Below are 15,560 nucleotides of genomic sequence, written 5' to 3'. Positions count from 1 at the left end.
GACATGACCCGGCGCTTCACCATCACAACTCCCATTTTCTATGTGAATGGCGCACCGCATATCGGTCATGCCTACACATCTATCGCGTGCGATGTGCTCGCGCGTTTCCATCGCCTGATGGGAAATGATGTTCTATTTGTGAGCGGGACGGACGAGCACGGACAAAAGGTGGAGCAGAGTGCTCTTGCCCAAGGGGTGCCACCGCAAGAATTTGCCGATCGTGTTTCTGCGCAATTCCGTCAAATGCAGCGTGAGATGAACATTACCGCTGATGATTTTGTGCGCACGACCGAAGAACGTCATAAAAAGTCCGCACGGGCTTTGTGGGAAAAGGTTGCTGAAAACGGCCATATTTACCTCGATGCGTATGAGGGATGGTACTCTACACGTGATGAAGCTTTTATTGGGGAAGATGAAATAACCGTCCATCCTGATGGAAGCCGGACAGCCCCTTCAGGAGCGCCCGTGGAACGTGTGCGGGAGCCTTCTTACTTCTTCCGTTTGACAGACTTTCAGGATCGTTTGCTTAAGTTCTACGAAGAGAATCCTGACTTTATCGGCCCTGCTGGCCCAAAGCGTGAGATTGAGAGCTTTGTGAAGCAAGGACTCCGTGATTTGTCGATCAGTCGCACAAGTTTCCGCTGGGGGATTGAGGTACCGGGCGACCCTGACCATGTCATGTATGTCTGGTTTGACGCTTTGGCAAACTATCTGACAGCAGCTGGTTATCCTGATTTAAACAGTGAGAAATGGGCATATTGGCCGGCTGATGTGCATGTTGTGGGTAAAGAGATTATTCGCTTCCATTGCATTTATTGGCCTGCTTTCTTGATGGCCGCCAATTTGCCGCTGCCAAAGCGTGTGTTTGCCCATGGTTGGTGGACGGTTGAAGGCGAGAAGATGAGCAAATCTTTGGGAAATGTGCTGGATCCTAAAGCGCTCTCCGATGAGTTTGGACTGGATCAGTTGCGCTTCTTCTTGATGCGTGAAGTGCCTTTTGGAGGCGATTCCAACTTTAGCCGTCGCTCTATGATCACGCGCATGAATGTTGAACTGGCGAATGATCTCGGTAATTTAGCGCAACGCACGTTAAGCCAAGTGGCACGCAATTTTGATGGTATTTTACCAGAACGTGGGGCGTTAACGCAGGAAGACCAAGCTATTTTGGCACAGGCAGAGCTGCTGCCGAGTATTGTTTCAGATTACATTGAGCGTTTAGCGATTAGCGATGCGTTAGAAGAAATTTGGAAACTGATCCGTGCGGCGAATGCCTATATCGACCGTCAAGCTCCATGGGTTCTGAAGAAGACTGATAAAGCGCGTATGGCTGATGTTTTGCGTGTTTTGGTGGATGTGATCCGCACAGTGGCGACGCTACTTCAGCCTTATATGCCGGACACGATGGATAAGATGCTGAATCAACTTGGTGTACAGGCTGATGAGCGCACGATTGACGCGCTGAAAACGCCAACACCGGGCGGTCGTCAATTACCGAAACCACAAGGTCTATTCCCGCGCTTTGTTGAGGAAGGGTAAAATATGAGTGGTCTAATTGATACCCATTGCCACCTTGATAAGCTCGACGCACTTGATGACGCTTTACAGTTTGCCCGTGAGAACGGGATAGAGGGGATGGTGACCATTGGCACGCGCTGGTCTCGTCGTCATGAGCAAAGTGACCTTGTCCAGCGTGATACGCCTGAACTGCGTATTTGGGGGGCGATTGGCACCCATCCTGACTATGCACATGAAGAACGTCTTCCTGAATTGGATGAGATGGTCGAAGCCTTGTCAGCACCGGGTATTGTGGCCGTTGGTGAAGCTGGGTTGGATTATTTCCACGGAACGGAAGAGGTGCGTCCTGCACAGAAAGCGACGTTCAGACGGCACATTGAAGCCGCGCGTGTGACGGGTTTGCCGCTTGTTATTCATGCTCGTCAGGCTGATGAAGATGTTGCTGCCATCCTGCGGGATGAACATGCCAAAGGGGTATTTCCGTTTTTGTTGCATTGCTTTGCATCAGGACAGGCGTTGGCTGAAACAGCGCTGGAGTTAGGCGGATATATTAGCTTTTCTGGCCTCCTTACGTTCCCCAAATGCGATGAAATTCGCGCTGTAGCTAAGATGGTGCCGAAAGAGCGGATGCTCGTTGAAACAGACAGCCCCTTCTTGGCGCCCGTTCCTAAGCGCGGGAAACCCAATATGCCCGGTTATGTCGTCCATACAGCGACGCGTTTGGCGCAAGAACGTGAGGTGCCGTTGGATGATGTCATCGCTCAGACAACGGCCAATGCGTATCGTCTCTTTTCAAAGGCGTCTTCATGAAAATCACAATCCTCGGCTGTGGTGGTTCTGCTGGAATTCCCATGATCGGAGGGAATGAAGGCGAGGGACCTGCGGGTATTTGGGGGAAATGTGATCCTCAGCATCCGCGTAATCGGCGAACGCGTTCATCTATTGTGATTGAGCATGAAGGGTTCCGGCTCCTCGTTGATAGCGGGCCGGATTTCCGCCATCAAATGTTAGTGGCTGATCTCAGTCATGTGGATGCTGTGCTTTATACTCATGCACATAGTGACCATATCGCTGGGCTTGACGAACTGAGGGCCGTGAATCGTGTGATCGGCCGGCCTCTTCCCTTGCTTGCCACTGAGGAAACATTAGCTGAACTCAGAGCGCGTTTTGATTATGTGTTCCATCCATGGAAGGGGGGAGCTTTCTATCGAGCGGCTTTTGAGGTGCAGGCTATTGAGGCGGGATTCCCGTTTTCTGTGGGGCCTTTAAATGGTCTTGGGATTGCGCAAAACCACGGTTTTATGGCTAGCCTTGGCATACGCTTTGGAAAAGTAGCTTATTGCACGGACGTTGAGAGTTTTCCCGAGCCTGGATTGGATGCGCTCAAAGGGTTGGATGTATGGATTGTTGGTTGCCTTCAGGAAACACCGCACCCATCCCATGCGTGGCTTGAGCGTGTGCTGGAGTGGCGTGATATCATCCAACCAAAGCATACAATTTTGACACATATGGGGCCTGATATGGATTACCCTACCTTACGGGAAACGCTTCCTGATGGCGTGGAGCCAGCCTGGGATGGAATGATCATTGGCTAATGGGGAGATATACAATGAGCGAACCTTCTTTTGAAACACTAGAAGAGTTTAAAGATTGGCTTATCTCGCCCGAGGGGCCGGGTGTTCTATCAGCCGTGCCTGTAAAAGCGCCGATGGTTTTTGTTGATGGGGCGGCTGCGGTTACTATTTATCGGCGTGGCTGCTTTCAAGCTGAACTCTTTTATGGTCGCCATGAGAAAGTTTACACCATTACACCATCCGAGCAAGCCGAGCTGGCTTCGGTATTCGTGGGTGGAGAAGTTTCTATTGATGTGAAAGAAGGTGGAAGAGGAGGAATTTCAGAGGAAGAAAGTCTTCAGCAATTGGGAGACGATGAAAATGCCTTTGAAGCTCCTAGTCCGTCCCGAGGGTTATACATATCGTACTTAGCAGGTATCCCAGTTTCTTTTTCCTTTGGGACTAATGGTGGTGCGTTTCTCGTGTTGACGAAACAGCGAGAGGGAACACCAGATTCCTGTTTGAAGAGTGTGGAAATAGCGGATATTCCTACTGACTGACGACTAGATGCTGTTTGAAGAGGTGTAATTGACATTTTCACCTCTTCAAAAATATCCAGCTGATTAATCGGCTGGATAAGTGTGTGGGTAGATGACCTTATTCTCAGGGCCCGGTGGCGTTGGGGCCCCTTTGCGCCCACATGCGCTTAGGCCAAGGCATGTTACGCAGAGCGCTAGCACAGCCAGCGCCTTTATTCTGCGTTGATTGAAGGCTGCAAAAGACATCATGAGAGCGTTCCTTATTTGGAAAGACGTTCTAGCCAAGCTTCAGCTTGTTTCTTGACATTAGCAGGGGCTGTGCCGCCTACGCTTGTACGAGAGGCGAGGGAGGCGTCAACGGTGAGTACATCATAAACAGACTCATTGATGTTGGGCTCAACAGATGTCATTTCTTCAAGTGAAAGATCAGCAAGATCGCACGTCTTTTGTTCAGCCATGCTGACAAGACGCCCTGTCACGTGGTGAGCCGTGCGGAAAGGAAGGCGTAGCTCACGCACGAGCCAATCAGCAAGATCAGTCGCTGTGGAAAAACCTGCACCGGCCAACTCGCGCATCCGTTCTTTGTTAGGTTTCAGATCGCGGATCATCCCGTCCATAGCGGCGAGAGAAAGCGTGATGGCTGTTGTTGCGTCAAAGACAGGCTCTTTGTCCTCTTGTGTGTCCTTCGCGTAGGCGAGGGGGAGGCCCTTCATAACGGTGAGCAGCCCTACGAGGTCTCCGGTGATACGGCCTACTTTAGCACGCACCAACTCGGCGGCATCGGGGTTACGCTTTTGCGGCATGATAGAAGAGCCGGTTGTAAAAGCATCAGAGAGATGGACAAAGTTAAAGGCTGCTGAAGCCCATTGCACAATCTCTTCTGAAAGACGGGAGAGATGCATGGCTTCCATTGACAGAACAGAGAGGTATTCCAGAGCAAAGTCACGGTCAGACACAGCATCAAGAGAATTTGCTGTGGGGCGGTCAAAACCGAGCTCTTGAGCGGTCATGGAACGATCAATGGGGAATGATGTACCAGCAAGGGCGGCAGACCCAAGAGGGCATTCATTGAGGCGCGCGCGAGCATCGCTTAACCGTGAGGCATCGCGACTGAGCATTTCGACATAAGCCAGCAAATGGTGGCCAAAGGTGACAGGCTGAGCGACTTGAAGATGGGTAAACCCTGGCATAGGCACGTCATGATAACGCAATGCCTGAGTTGCGAGACCGGCCATGAGCGCTTCTGTTTGCTTTAAAATGCCATCAATCGAATCCCGCACCCATAGGCGGAAATCCGTTGCAATCTGGTCGTTGCGGGAGCGCGCTGTATGCAGACGTTTACCTGCTTCTCCAATTCGTTCAGACAGGCGTGATTCGATATTCATATGAATATCTTCAAGCGCTGGAGAAAAATCAAAGCGCCCTTCTTCAATATCCCGTGCAATATCAGCAAGGCCACGGCGGATGTCGTTTTCTTCTTCCTCCGTTAGGAGGCCAACTTTGCGGAGCATAGCGGCGTGTGCGAGTGACCCACGGATATCTTGACGCCATAAAATATGGTCAAATCCAACAGAGGCATTAATCTCTTCCATAATCGCAGCGGGGCCGCTTGCGAAGCGTCCACCCCATTGTGGGTTGGCCGCGTCAGAAGATGATGACGTGTGTTGTTCTGTATTTCCGGGAGTAAGCTGTGTCATGATGGCCGTTATGTTGACATTCTGGAAGAAAAAAAGACGGTTGATCCGTACTATTGGTGCCGCAATCCTAGCGACCGGGGCCGTGTTACACAATTGCGCAACGGCTGAAGAGATGCAGAAACTTCAGGAACTGACGGTACAGGCGCCTCTTTCTGCGCCTTTTACGTTACAGTTGCAGGGCCCCGACCATACTCAGCGCTTAACGCCAAGTGGGAAACCGTATATATTGCATTTATGGGCAACGTGGTGCGGCCCATGCCGTTTAGAGCTACCGAAACTGTCTCATTTTATACAAGCGCATCCAGACCTACCGATTGTGCCGGTTGCTGTAGAGAGTGGGGCACCGGAGCGGGTTTCTGCTTTTACACAACGTCTTTCTCTGCAAGGCCTTCCCATTTGGGTAGGGGAGCAATCGGCCATTCAATCGGCACTTTCCCACCTGAAAGATACAGGGCTGCCCATGACAGTTCTTGTTGATAGCCAAGGACGCATTCGCGCGGTTTCAGATGGTGGGATCGCGTGGGATTCTCCCGATTCTCAGCAGAGTCTTCAACAGCTTTTACGTGAGGCGAAATGACAGAGCCTTCTTTCTTAAGCATTCATGACCCGGCCCCTTATCATGTGTGGCCAGCACGCCAACGTTCGCCGTTTTTACTCGTCAGTGATCACGCGGGGCGTCAGGTTCCCCAACGACTAGGGGATATGGGATTGTCGGATGAACAGTGGGAGCGCCATATTGCTTATGACATTGGTATTCGGGAGGTTGGATACGGGCTGCGGGATTGTCTGGGGTGTGCACTGATCGAACAGGTGTATTCACGCTTGGTTATCGACTGTAATCGCGCAGCTGGGCATGCCACCTCTATCCCTGCTATCAGTGATGGAACGCTGATTCCCGCTAATAACTCTTTGTCGGCTCATGAGAGAAAAGCGCGAGAAGAGGCTATTTTGCACGCTTATCATGACCAGATTGATCGTTTGTTAGATCAGCAAGGGGAAAAAGAAACAGTTTTTGTTTCTTTGCATAGTTTTACACCGCATATGAAGGGGCCAGAGGCCAAGGAGCGGCCATGGCATGTCGGACTATTGCACGATCATGACCCCAAAAGTGCTCAGATCATGCGCCAGCTTTTAGAAGAGGAAGGTGGGCTATGCGTGGGGGACAATCAGCCTTACGTACTTAACCCTTTAAACGAATATACGGTGCCCCAGCATGGTGCGACGCGGCAATTGGCAGCGCTGGAAATTGAAATTCGACAAGACCAGATCGCTCACAGAGAAGGACAAGAGCAGTGGATTGAGCGTCTTGCACGCTTGTTGCCGCGTTTTTGGGATAAACGGAAAGGACAAAGCACATGATTAATGGGGAAACACGTCTGGCCGGTGTGATTGGCTGGCCGGTGAGTCATTCACGCTCTCCGCTGCTGCATAACTATTGGTGTCGCACCTATCAGGTTAATGGGGCCTATGTACCGCTTCCTGTACCGCCCAAGCAGCTTAAAACAGCCGTTCATGGGCTTGTTGCAGCGGGCTTTCGTGGGGCTAATGTGACGATTCCTCATAAAGAGGTAGCATTTCATGTGTGTGATCGTCTGACAACTGTGGCGCGACGGGCTGGTGCGGTGAATACCTTATCTTTCCATCAAGGAGAGATTGTTGGGGACTGTACAGATGGTGTTGGCTTTTGCGATAATCTTGCCGCCCATGGTGTGAGTGTCATGGGAAAAGTCTTGATCCTTGGAGCGGGCGGTGCGGCCCGTGCGGTTGCGGCATCTTTGTTGGATCATGGCTGTGAGGTTCTTATTACAAACAGGTCTCTTGAGCGGGCACGTGCTCTTGTGAACGCATTAGGCGCTGGCGAGGTCATTGCCTGGGAAGAGTGGCCTGAACAGCTCGCAGGGGCTTCAATACTCGTTAATGCAACGTCACTGGGGATGAACGGGCAGCCAGACTTCGATTGGAATGCGGCTCTTGCCGATGGTCATGAGGGGCTTCGTGTTGCCGATATTGTCTATACACCCCGCCAAACACCTTTACTCAAAGCGGCTCAAAAGCGTGGATGGCAAACTGTCGATGGTCTGGGCATGCTGATCTATCAAGCGCGTGCTGGGTTTGAGCGTTGGTTTGGTGTGCTACCTGACGTGGATAAAACGGTCTTTGATCTGCTTGCGCATGATTTAAACCTAGAAATAATAGAGTAAATCTATGCTGGTTTTAGGCCTGACAGGCGGGATGGCGGCGGGAAAGAGCACAGCTTCTGATCTTTTTCAGCGTGCTGGCGTCCCGGTTTTTGATGCAGATGCCTGTGTTAAGGCGCTGCAAAGGCCGCATGGCCGCGCTATTGCGGCTCTTGCACAGGCTTTCCCTGATATTGTGCATGATGGTGTCCTTCATCGTGGGAAACTGCGTGAGTTAGTCGCGCGAGATGAAAAAGTGCTCCCTGTCCTTGAAGGGATTATGCACCCTCTTGTTAGGCAGGAGCGTCAGACTTTTTTGCACATTTGTCGGCAGAAAAACGTGCGTTTCTGTGTGCTGGATATTCCATTATTGTGGGAAACGGGGGCCGATAAAGACTGTGACCTTGTTGTTCTGGTTCACGCACCGCTCTCTGTTAGGGTTGCGCGTATTCGCAAGCGTTCTCGTGAAGGGGGGAAGATGAGCGAAGCTGAGGCGCGGCAGCTGATTGCACGGCAAATGTCTGACCATGAACGGAAGAAACGTGCTGATATTGTGCTACAAACAGGGTTGTCGCGCGGGCATCTAGCGCGACAGATCCATGCGCTGATTCATCGCCTTGAAACAGGCGAGCTCTCATCAATGTGAGGAAACCATGTCCCGCACGATCCTTTTTGATACAGAAACAACAGGTCTAGATCCAGCGCAGGGAGATCGAGTGATCGAGATTGCGGCGCTGGAGTTGGTGAATGATCTACGTACAGAGAATTATTACCATGTTTTGATCAATCCAGAGCGGGATATTCCTGCTGAAGCCACGCGTGTGCATGGTTTCACGTTAGATGACCTCAAAGATAAGCCGGTTTTTGCGAAAATTGCCGATGATTTTCTAGCATTTGTCGGTGATAGTCGGATGATCGCGCATAATGCGCCGTTTGACTTTAAATTTATCAATGCGGAGCTCAAAAATTGCGGTCGGGCTGAATTGGATTATGACAGCCGTGCGATTGATACAGTCGTTATGGCACGCAAAAAATATCCCGGAATGCCTGCGAGCTTGGATGCGCTGTGCCGACGTTTTGGTATTGATCTCTCCGAGCGTGGCACCCACAACGCGTTGCTTGACTGTCGTCTTCTCTCTGACGTGTATGTGGAGCTGATTGGTGGGCGGCAGCGCGGGCTCGGGCTTGCAGGGCCTGAGCGTGCGAATGATGCAGAGACGGGCCGCCCTAAACGGCATGTGGTGACGGGCCGTACTCCGCGACCGATGGCGCCTCCTGAGGGTGAGGAGTTGGAGCGCCATAAGGCTTTTATTGCCGAGCTGAACGATCCATTATGGCTGCGGGAAGGATGAAGATCCTTTTCATTACGGCTCACAGGCTTGGTGATTCTGTTTTGTCAATGGCTGTGTTGTCCGCGCTTGTGGAGCGTTATCCGCAGGCGCGTTTTACAATTGCATGTGGCCCAACGGTGACGGGGTTGTTCCAGACTGTCCCCCGTTGTGAGGCCGTTATTGCGCTTAACAAGCGCAGCTATAACCGACATTGGCTGTCGTTATGGAGGCAATGCGTTACCCAGCGTTGGTTTATGGTGGTGGATCTGCGGTCTTCACTTGTTGGTTTTGGTCTCTGGGCGCGCCATCGTGTGCTCGTAAAAGGCGGACGTCGGCCCGGCCATAAAATTACGCAACATGCACATGCTCTAGGATGGGCCGACATCCCAGAGCCGCGTCTTTGGCTTAGCCAAGAGAGAGTAGCAAAACGGCGCTCTATATTACCTAAGCAACACCAACTGGTTGCGCTGGCACCAACGGCGGGGAGTCCGGTTAAGGCTTGGTCAGCGGCTTCTTTTGTTGCCTTAGCGCGAGCGTTGGAAACGTTAGGGCTACACCCCGTGATTTTTTATGGGCCAGGTGCTGCGGAATATGAGCAAGCACGCCCTGTTTTAGAAGCTTTGCCTAACGCCTATGACCTAGGGGGACGTTATCCTATTGAAGATGTTGCGTGTCTGCTGGGGCAGTGTCGGCTGTTTGTGGGGAATGATTCTGGCTTAATGCATTTAGCAGCGGCGGCTTCTGTGCCAACTCTTGGGCTTTTTGGGCCGAGCTGCGTGTCTCAATATGCACCGGTTGGCCCTTATACCATGACAGTTTGTGCGCCAGGCATTGAAGGCGAGGGGAAGATGGAGCAATTAAAGGTCGATGATGTGAAAGAGGCGGCTTTCCGTCTTTTTCAGTTAACAGAAGATGGTGCCTCGCAGAGGGAGAGAAATGATGCGCTATGATGTGATTATCCGTAATGGAACCTGCGTGTTCCCATGGGGAGAGGCGCAGGCTGATATCGGTGTGAAAGACAAGCGCATAGCGTCTTTTTCGGTGACAGCGTCAGATGAAGCGGAGCAGGAGATTGATGCAACAGGGCTGCATGTTCTGCCCGGTTTGATTGATGCCCATGTGCATCTGCGTGACCCCGGTCGTCCAGAAGTAGAAACGATTGAAACAGGGACAAAAGCTGCGGCTTTAGGCGGGATAACCTCTGTCTTTGACATGCCCAACACTAACCCTGCAGTAACCAGCATCGACATGCTGGACTGGAAGCGCCAGCATATTGAGAGAAACGCTCATATTGATGTGGCGATGTATATCGGTGCGACGCGTGAGAACACGCCTTTGCTTGCTAAAATGGAAGCTGAACCCGGCGTTTGCGCGGTCAAAGTCTTTGCAGGGTCTTCAACAGGGAACCTGATGATTGAGGACGATGAGGGGATTGAAGCGGTGTTACGCTCAGGCCATCGTCGTGTCGCCTTTCATTCAGAAGATGAATATCGCCTTCAGGAGCGTAGGCCTCATTTTCATGTTGGGCAGCCTCATCGGATGCATGCAGAGTGGCGCGATGAAGAATGCGCGTTCCGTGGCACAAAGCGTATTGTTGCGCTCGGTCATAAAGTTAATCGCCCCGTTCATATCCTGCATGTTTCAACCCAAGAGGAACTTCTCTACCTGAAAGAGCATCGTGACATTGCCACGGTTGAGTTATTAGCGAACCATCTGACCCAACAAGGGCCGGAATCATACGAGCGTTTGGGGGGGATGTCGGTCATGAACCCGCCTATCCGCAATGATGAGCGTCATTATTTGGAAAGCTGGGCGGCTCTTCGTGATGGTCGTGTGGACGTCGTGTCTTCAGATCATGCTCCCCATCCTTTGGGCGAAAAGCAAAAGCCTTGGTTGGAATGCCCCTCTGGTTTGACAGGCGTGCAAACGATCGTGCCGGTCATGCTTGACCATGTGAATGCAGGACGCCTGAGCCTTTCCCGTCTTGCTGATGTGATGGCCGCTGGGCCTGCACGCGTTTATGGCGTGCCGAATAAGGGCCGATTGGCCGTTGGGTTTGATGCTGACTTCACGCTAGTGGATATGAAGAAGAAGCGGGAAATCACCAATGACTGGATCGCGTCACCTGCCGGCTGGACACCTTTCAATGGCACAACCGTAACAGGCTGGCCTATCGCAACGATCGTTCGTGGTCACATCGTCATGAAAGATGATGAGATATGTGAAGAAAAGGTCGGACAGACGGTAACATTCCAGCCTTAATGGAGGGTTAAGGAAGTTCGCGTCCTTCTGGGGCCCCGTATGTCAGGTAATGGCTGAGGGGCCCTGGCACGTAACTCGCCGTGTCAGGATGACGTTCCAGATAGCGTTGAGAATCCCAGATATGCACTTCTTTTTCGCGAGGGCGGCGGAGTAAAATGCCGTTCCCGCGGAAATAGAGCTGCACTTCATTGTTATATGTCGCGTTATATTGTCTGCGGTTCTGTAAAATTGTTCGGACAAGATGCCCGCCGGGTAGCCCTTTGCTCTCATGCTCGCGTAATTCTTCAAGATCAGAAATATCATTGACCTCCAGAGCAAGCTTTGCCTTGGCGCGGTTGATCATCTCTTGATAGGGGCGGTGATGATTATGGAGGTAGGTAAAACGTGTCAGGGTAGAGTTGGGCTCCTCTTGTGACGTCGGGAAATGATGACCATTGTCGATTCGAGCTCCACAGCGAGCTGGCACAAAGCCTTTGGGGAAGAGACGACGCGGAGCGTACCAGCCTTCTTGCTGTGGAACGTTGAAGAGAGACAAATTGATGGTCAAAGGGCCACGGCAGGGTTTCAGACGTTCGAGTTCTTCATAGATAGCTTCTTTTTGAAGGGAGAGACCGTCTTCAGTAAAAGCACAGAGCAGTTCATCACAATCGACAGGCAGCGCGAAATCGTAATGCACGTCGTGGTCAAGAGAGGCAATAACATTGGTGAAATGCTGACCTTTTTCCCGGAAATCTCCTGTTGACGTAAGATCATAGCGCACATGACACCCATGGCGTTCTGCTTCTTTTAGAAGGGCAAGCGTAAAGGGATCTTGGGAGCCATTGTCAAAAAGAATAAGATTTTTCATGCCGAAAATTTGCCCGTAATGTGTCAGCCATCGCGCAAGACGAGGGCCTTCATCTTTCTGCATCATGAGGACTTTAACGACTGGCATGATTTATTCCGTCCTTTTTATAACTCTTTCATGTTTAGCCTGTTTGCTGCCAGCGGTGCGGCACTGTATGGTTGCCCACAGTTAACTGACTGATCCAGCAGGGAAATACCGTGGCAGACGAATTTATCCAAGAGATCAACGATGATCTGCAAGCTGAACGTATCCGAACCATTGCAGGCCGTGTGGGAATTGTGGCTCTTGGAGTGATCCTCGCCTGTGGTGTAGGCGTTGGTGTTTGGGAATGGCAACAACACACGCTTCATCTCGCACAAAACAAGGCTTCTGTTGCCTATATGGACGCGATGCAAATGCGCAACAGCCCAGAGGAGGAGCCAAAGGCTGTTGGCACATTGGCAGACCTCGCCGCTCATGCCCCTCAAGGTGTGCGGGGCTATGCTGCGATGGCCTTGGCTGATCTCAAACAAAAAAGTCACGACACGTCTGAAGCTTTATCACTTTGGAAGCAGGTCTCAGATGACACAAAGGCTGAACCTGCATTAAGGAAGATGGCACGCTATCTTAGCTTGAATGCACAGATGGATACGGCTTCTACTGAGACGTTAAGACAAGGTTATCAAAATCTCGTGCAAGAAGGGGGAAGTTGGGCCTCGCTCGCCCGAGAAGGGTTGGCTGTTTTGGATATGCGCGCTGATGCGACAAAAGCTCAGAAAAATGAAGCGCGTCGTTTGTTAGTGGAAGTAAAGATGTCACCAGATAGCAGTGAAGCTTTACGCGATCGGGCTGGTTTGTTGTTGCAGACATTGGGAGATGCTGGATGATTCGTCGCTTTTGTTCTCCACATAAAGAGCAGGAAAAGGTGAGGAGAGTGCCTCGTCGTGCCCTTCTAAAGGCGGCGTGTGCTAGCGGGGCGCTCGCATCTCTTGGTGGTTGTGGCATGTTTGAGGATGACCCTCGCAAGCCAGCTTTGCCTGGACGGCGTTCTGATGTTCTGTCCACCGGGGCAGGGTTGAGTGTGAGCCAGAAGGACACCGCATCCATTACGCTTCCTGCCGTTGAGAACGTCACACAATGGTCTCAAGATGGCCGTACGCCATCGCATGAAGCGGTCAATGCGCGGTGGACAGGCGTTCAGAAGGCATGGACGCATTCAATTGGGGCGCAGGTAGACCCAATGAGTCTTCTTGCTTTAGTCGCGATTATTCCTAATGAACATGGCGCGTTGCAATCTCCGCCGGTTATTGGAAACCAGCGCATTTTTACCATTGATGCGCAAGGCCATGTACGAGCATGGAGTTGGCCCCAACTTTCCTTACAATGGCATTTGCAACCGGCACGCCATACACGTTCGACGAATATCGGTGGCGGCTTAGCGTTAGACGGCAACACGCTTTATATCGTGGATGGTGTCTCTCAAGCGTTGGCTGTTGATGCAGCAACGGGACGCCAAAAATGGAGTGTTGATCTCATCACTCCCGGTCGTTCAGCCCCTGCTATAGCAAACGGTTTGATGGTCTTTAGTACGATTGATGAACGTCTTTATGCTCTAGAGACGGCTACGGGGCGTCAAGCATGGACATACCAAGCGACTGAAGTCAGCACAGGTATTCTTGGGCAGGCGACACCTGCAATTGTAAATGGCATCGTGTTGGCAGGATTTGGTAGTGGCGATCTTGTCGCACTGCGTGCCACGTCGGGTGAAGTCGTATGGAGCGATAGCTTAGGCGGTGGTAATGGTCTAGGGGCTATGCTCGATTTTGCCTGTGTGCGTGGAGCTCCTGTGATTGTTGAGGGTACGGCCTATGCCGTTTCCATGTCTCAGGTGATGGTGGCGATTGATATGCGTTCTGGCCGTCGCCTATGGGAGCGTGAAGTCAGTAGCCAAAACCCGCTTTGCGTGTGTGGAGACTGGCTCTACGTTGTGTCGTTAGATCAGCAAGTTGCTTGTTTGGATCGTTTGACGGGGCAAGTGCGTTGGGTGACGCAGCTTCGGCGTTTTGAAAATGAACAAGCCCAGAAAGGGAGTGTGCAATGGGTTGGGCCATTGCTTGTTGAAAATAAGATCGTTTGTTTCTCCTCCTTGCCGGAAAATGGCATGGTGGTGGTTGATGCAATAACGGGGAAGGTGGAAGGTTCTTCTTCCATTCCGGCCTCCTGTCAGGTGCAGCCTATTGTATGCGATGGGAAAGTACTGGCACTGACGCAAGATGGTGTGCTGCGCGCATATGGTTGAGAAAAATAAGGCAGGGAAACTGCCTGTCGTGGCTGTCGTTGGGCGGCCAAATGTTGGGAAATCGACGTTATTTAATCGGTTAATTGGGCGTCGTCGGGCGATTGTGTCCGATGAACCCGGCGTTACGCGTGATCGTAAAGAAGGCGAAGCCTTGTTACGCGGTCATCGTGTTCGTTTAATTGATACGGCTGGGCTGGAAGAAGCTGCGCCAGAAACGCTCTTTGGGCGAATGCGAGCATCGTCCGAGCAAGGTATTGCACAGGCAGATCTCGTCTTGTTCTGCGTGGATGCGCGTTCCGGTATCGCACCGGCAGATGCGCATTTTGCGAACTGGCTGCGCCGTCAAAATCGTCCTGTCCTGTTGGTTGCCAACAAGGCTGAGGGGCGTGCAGGTGTGCAAGGGGCGTATGATGCCTATTCGTTAGGGTTGGGAACGCCCCTTGCTGTCTCCGCAGAGCATGGGGAAGGTATGGCCGATCTTATGTCGGTGATTGCTGAACATCTTCCCAAGCATGATGATGCAGAGGATGAAGAGGCTGTTAAGCCTTTACGGATGGCAATTATCGGCCGCCCCAATGCTGGCAAGTCAACGCTATTGAATGCCTTGCTGGGTGAAGAACGCATGATTACAGGCCCCGAGGCCGGTTTGACACGCGATGCTGTTAGTGCGTGGCTTGAAGACGAAGATGGCCCGATTGAGATCGTTGATACGGCGGGTATGCGCAAACGTGCGCGTGTGAAAGCGGGCCTTGAGCGTGTTTCAGTGTCTGCGTCGATTGAAGCGATGAAGATGGCAGAAGTGGTCGTTCTCGTGTTGGATGCAGAGCGTGGCATTGACGAGCAAGATTTGCAGATTGCTCGTTTGATTGAACGTGAAGGTCGGGCCTGTGTTCTTGCTTTGAATAAGTGGGATACGGTGACAGACCGTCAGGCAACACGTCGGGCTATTTCTGACCGGATCGAGATTTCATTAGCGCAGATGCGCGGGATCCCGGTTGTGACGTTCTCTGCACTGACGGGTGAAGGGTTGCGTCGTCTTCTTCCAACTGTGCGCCGTGCGAGCGAAGTGTGGAATGCGCGTGTTGGGACGAGTGATCTTAATCGCTGGTTTGAAGAAGCGCTTGAGCGGCATCAGCCACCCTTGGTTGATGGGCGGCGTTTGAAGCTGCGTTACATTACGCAGGTGAAGTCACGCCCACCAACCTTTGTGGTGTTTGGAACGCGTGCTGAGCAGGTGCCCGATAGTTATAAGCGCTATTTGGTAAATGGACTGCGTGAAACCTTCCATTTACCGGGAACGCCGATTCGGTTGCAGCTACGAGGAAGCCGGAATCCTTTTGTGCAGCAGGATGGCAAGTAGC

The 15,560-nt window shown here is 51.9% G+C and carries 17 protein-coding genes; 14 read left to right on the top strand and 3 right to left on the bottom strand.

The genetic code is table 11. The features are described 5' to 3' along the window. Window positions 1-3: 3 nt before the first annotated feature. Genes metG through GS535_RS02230 form a run of 4 tightly spaced genes read left to right on the top strand, consistent with a single transcriptional unit; the run spans window position 4 to window position 3,628 of the window. A complete protein-coding gene (metG, locus tag GS535_RS02245) occupies window positions 4-1,536 on the top strand; it encodes a methionine--tRNA ligase (protein ID WP_160791985.1) in 1,533 nt (510 codons plus the stop codon). A 3-nt stretch (window positions 1,537-1,539) separates the two neighbouring features. Then, window positions 1,540-2,325: a TatD family hydrolase gene (locus GS535_RS02240; protein ID WP_160791986.1), complete on the top strand. Its 786-nt coding sequence runs from the start codon at window positions 1,540-1,542 to the stop codon at window positions 2,323-2,325. Continuing rightward, window positions 2,322-3,110, top strand: a complete 789-nt coding sequence (locus tag GS535_RS02235; RefSeq protein ID WP_160791987.1) for an MBL fold metallo-hydrolase — start codon at window positions 2,322-2,324, stop codon at window positions 3,108-3,110. The genes GS535_RS02240 and GS535_RS02235 overlap by 4 nt, the downstream gene beginning before the upstream one ends. Before the next feature lie 14 nt (window positions 3,111-3,124). Continuing rightward, window positions 3,125-3,628 (top strand): hypothetical protein, encoded by a 504-nt coding sequence (locus GS535_RS02230; protein WP_160791988.1) that lies wholly within the window; start codon window positions 3,125-3,127, stop codon window positions 3,626-3,628. A gap of 63 nt (window positions 3,629-3,691) precedes the next feature. On the opposite strand, the gene lptM is transcribed toward GS535_RS02230, so the two are convergent. Together lptM and argH are read right to left on the bottom strand one after the other, a co-directional pair. Further along, complete coding sequence (gene lptM, locus GS535_RS11000; RefSeq protein ID WP_202401619.1) at window positions 3,692-3,856, bottom strand: LPS translocon maturation chaperone LptM; 165 nt, start codon at window positions 3,854-3,856, stop codon at window positions 3,692-3,694. Between the two features lie 11 nt (window positions 3,857-3,867). Next, window positions 3,868-5,304, bottom strand: coding sequence for an argininosuccinate lyase (argH, locus tag GS535_RS02225; RefSeq protein ID WP_160791989.1), 1,437 nt, complete (start codon window positions 5,302-5,304; stop codon window positions 3,868-3,870). Between argH and GS535_RS02220 the strand changes: the two genes are divergently transcribed. The 7 genes from GS535_RS02220 to GS535_RS02190 are packed head-to-tail and all read left to right on the top strand — an operon-like array spanning window position 5,303 to window position 11,074. Continuing rightward, window positions 5,303-5,881: a TlpA disulfide reductase family protein gene (locus tag GS535_RS02220; protein WP_160791990.1), complete on the top strand. Its 579-nt coding sequence runs from the start codon at window positions 5,303-5,305 to the stop codon at window positions 5,879-5,881. The genes argH and GS535_RS02220 overlap by 2 nt on opposite strands. After that, a complete protein-coding gene (locus tag GS535_RS02215) occupies window positions 5,878-6,663 on the top strand; it encodes an N-formylglutamate amidohydrolase (RefSeq protein WP_160791991.1) in 786 nt (261 codons plus the stop codon). Before GS535_RS02220 ends, GS535_RS02215 begins: the two co-directional genes overlap by 4 nt. Next, window positions 6,660-7,505 (top strand): shikimate dehydrogenase, encoded by an 846-nt coding sequence (locus GS535_RS02210; RefSeq protein ID WP_160791992.1) that lies wholly within the window; start codon window positions 6,660-6,662, stop codon window positions 7,503-7,505. Before GS535_RS02215 ends, GS535_RS02210 begins: the two co-directional genes overlap by 4 nt. Window positions 7,506-7,509: 4 nt before the next feature. Continuing rightward, window positions 7,510-8,127 (top strand): dephospho-CoA kinase, encoded by a 618-nt coding sequence (gene coaE, locus GS535_RS02205; RefSeq protein WP_160791993.1) that lies wholly within the window; start codon window positions 7,510-7,512, stop codon window positions 8,125-8,127. Between the two features lie 7 nt (window positions 8,128-8,134). Beyond that, the gene (dnaQ, locus tag GS535_RS02200) at window positions 8,135-8,833 is read left to right on the top strand and encodes a DNA polymerase III subunit epsilon (RefSeq protein WP_160791994.1); all 699 of its coding nucleotides are present in this window, start codon (window positions 8,135-8,137) and stop codon (window positions 8,831-8,833) included. Continuing rightward, entirely contained in the window at window positions 8,830-9,762 is a 933-nt protein-coding gene (locus tag GS535_RS02195; protein WP_160791995.1) for a glycosyltransferase family 9 protein, read from the top strand. The genes dnaQ and GS535_RS02195 overlap by 4 nt, the downstream gene beginning before the upstream one ends. Further along, window positions 9,752-11,074 (top strand): dihydroorotase, encoded by a 1,323-nt coding sequence (locus GS535_RS02190; RefSeq protein ID WP_160792244.1) that lies wholly within the window; start codon window positions 9,752-9,754, stop codon window positions 11,072-11,074. The genes GS535_RS02195 and GS535_RS02190 overlap by 11 nt, the downstream gene beginning before the upstream one ends. Window positions 11,075-11,081: 7 nt before the next feature. Here the strand turns inward: GS535_RS02190 and GS535_RS02185 are convergent, their stop codons facing one another. Next, on the bottom strand, window positions 11,082-12,008 hold the full coding sequence (locus GS535_RS02185; RefSeq protein WP_160791996.1) for a glycosyltransferase family 2 protein: 927 nt from the start codon (window positions 12,006-12,008) through the stop codon (window positions 11,082-11,084). Window positions 12,009-12,118: 110 nt separating this feature from the next. On the opposite strand from GS535_RS02185, the gene GS535_RS02180 reads away from it, so the two are divergent. From GS535_RS02180 to der, 3 genes are read left to right on the top strand one after another with little or no spacing between them, the layout of a single operon-like run. Next, window positions 12,119-12,787 (top strand): tetratricopeptide repeat protein, encoded by a 669-nt coding sequence (locus tag GS535_RS02180; protein ID WP_160791997.1) that lies wholly within the window; start codon window positions 12,119-12,121, stop codon window positions 12,785-12,787. Continuing rightward, on the top strand, window positions 12,784-14,199 hold the full coding sequence (locus GS535_RS02175) for a PQQ-like beta-propeller repeat protein (RefSeq protein ID WP_160791998.1): 1,416 nt from the start codon (window positions 12,784-12,786) through the stop codon (window positions 14,197-14,199). The genes GS535_RS02180 and GS535_RS02175 overlap by 4 nt, the downstream gene beginning before the upstream one ends. Then, the gene (der, locus tag GS535_RS02170) at window positions 14,192-15,559 is read left to right on the top strand and encodes a ribosome biogenesis GTPase Der (RefSeq protein ID WP_160791999.1); all 1,368 of its coding nucleotides are present in this window, start codon (window positions 14,192-14,194) and stop codon (window positions 15,557-15,559) included. The genes GS535_RS02175 and der overlap by 8 nt, the downstream gene beginning before the upstream one ends. Window position 15,560 lies beyond the last annotated feature (1 nt).

It is taken from the genome of Saccharibacter sp. EH611 (genome assembly GCF_009834765.1).
Lineage (GTDB): Bacteria > Pseudomonadota > Alphaproteobacteria > Acetobacterales > Acetobacteraceae > Saccharibacter.
The sequence above is the reverse complement of the archived record's forward strand: the minus strand, read 5'-3'. Positions and strand labels throughout refer to the sequence as shown.

Coding starts and splice junctions, on each gene's coding strand:
- coaE (WP_160791993.1), top strand. CDS start 7,510: ATGCTGGTTTTAGGCCTGACAGGCGGGATGGCGGCGGGAAAGAGCACA.
- GS535_RS02240 (WP_160791986.1), top strand. CDS start 1,540: ATGAGTGGTCTAATTGATACCCATTGCCACCTTGATAAGCTCGACGCA.
- argH (WP_160791989.1), bottom strand. CDS start 5,304: ATGACACAGCTTACTCCCGGAAATACAGAACAACACACGTCATCATCT.
- der (WP_160791999.1), top strand. CDS start 14,192: ATGGTTGAGAAAAATAAGGCAGGGAAACTGCCTGTCGTGGCTGTCGTT.
- GS535_RS02195 (WP_160791995.1), top strand. CDS start 8,830: ATGAAGATCCTTTTCATTACGGCTCACAGGCTTGGTGATTCTGTTTTG.
- GS535_RS02220 (WP_160791990.1), top strand. CDS start 5,303: ATGATGGCCGTTATGTTGACATTCTGGAAGAAAAAAAGACGGTTGATC.
- GS535_RS02235 (WP_160791987.1), top strand. CDS start 2,322: ATGAAAATCACAATCCTCGGCTGTGGTGGTTCTGCTGGAATTCCCATG.
- dnaQ (WP_160791994.1), top strand. CDS start 8,135: ATGTCCCGCACGATCCTTTTTGATACAGAAACAACAGGTCTAGATCCA.
- GS535_RS02190 (WP_160792244.1), top strand. CDS start 9,752: ATGCGCTATGATGTGATTATCCGTAATGGAACCTGCGTGTTCCCATGG.
- GS535_RS02215 (WP_160791991.1), top strand. CDS start 5,878: ATGACAGAGCCTTCTTTCTTAAGCATTCATGACCCGGCCCCTTATCAT.
- metG (WP_160791985.1), top strand. CDS start 4: ATGACCCGGCGCTTCACCATCACAACTCCCATTTTCTATGTGAATGGC.
- GS535_RS02230 (WP_160791988.1), top strand. CDS start 3,125: ATGAGCGAACCTTCTTTTGAAACACTAGAAGAGTTTAAAGATTGGCTT.
- lptM (WP_202401619.1), bottom strand. CDS start 3,856: ATGATGTCTTTTGCAGCCTTCAATCAACGCAGAATAAAGGCGCTGGCT.
- GS535_RS02210 (WP_160791992.1), top strand. CDS start 6,660: ATGATTAATGGGGAAACACGTCTGGCCGGTGTGATTGGCTGGCCGGTG.
- GS535_RS02185 (WP_160791996.1), bottom strand. CDS start 12,008: ATGCCAGTCGTTAAAGTCCTCATGATGCAGAAAGATGAAGGCCCTCGT.
- GS535_RS02175 (WP_160791998.1), top strand. CDS start 12,784: ATGATTCGTCGCTTTTGTTCTCCACATAAAGAGCAGGAAAAGGTGAGG.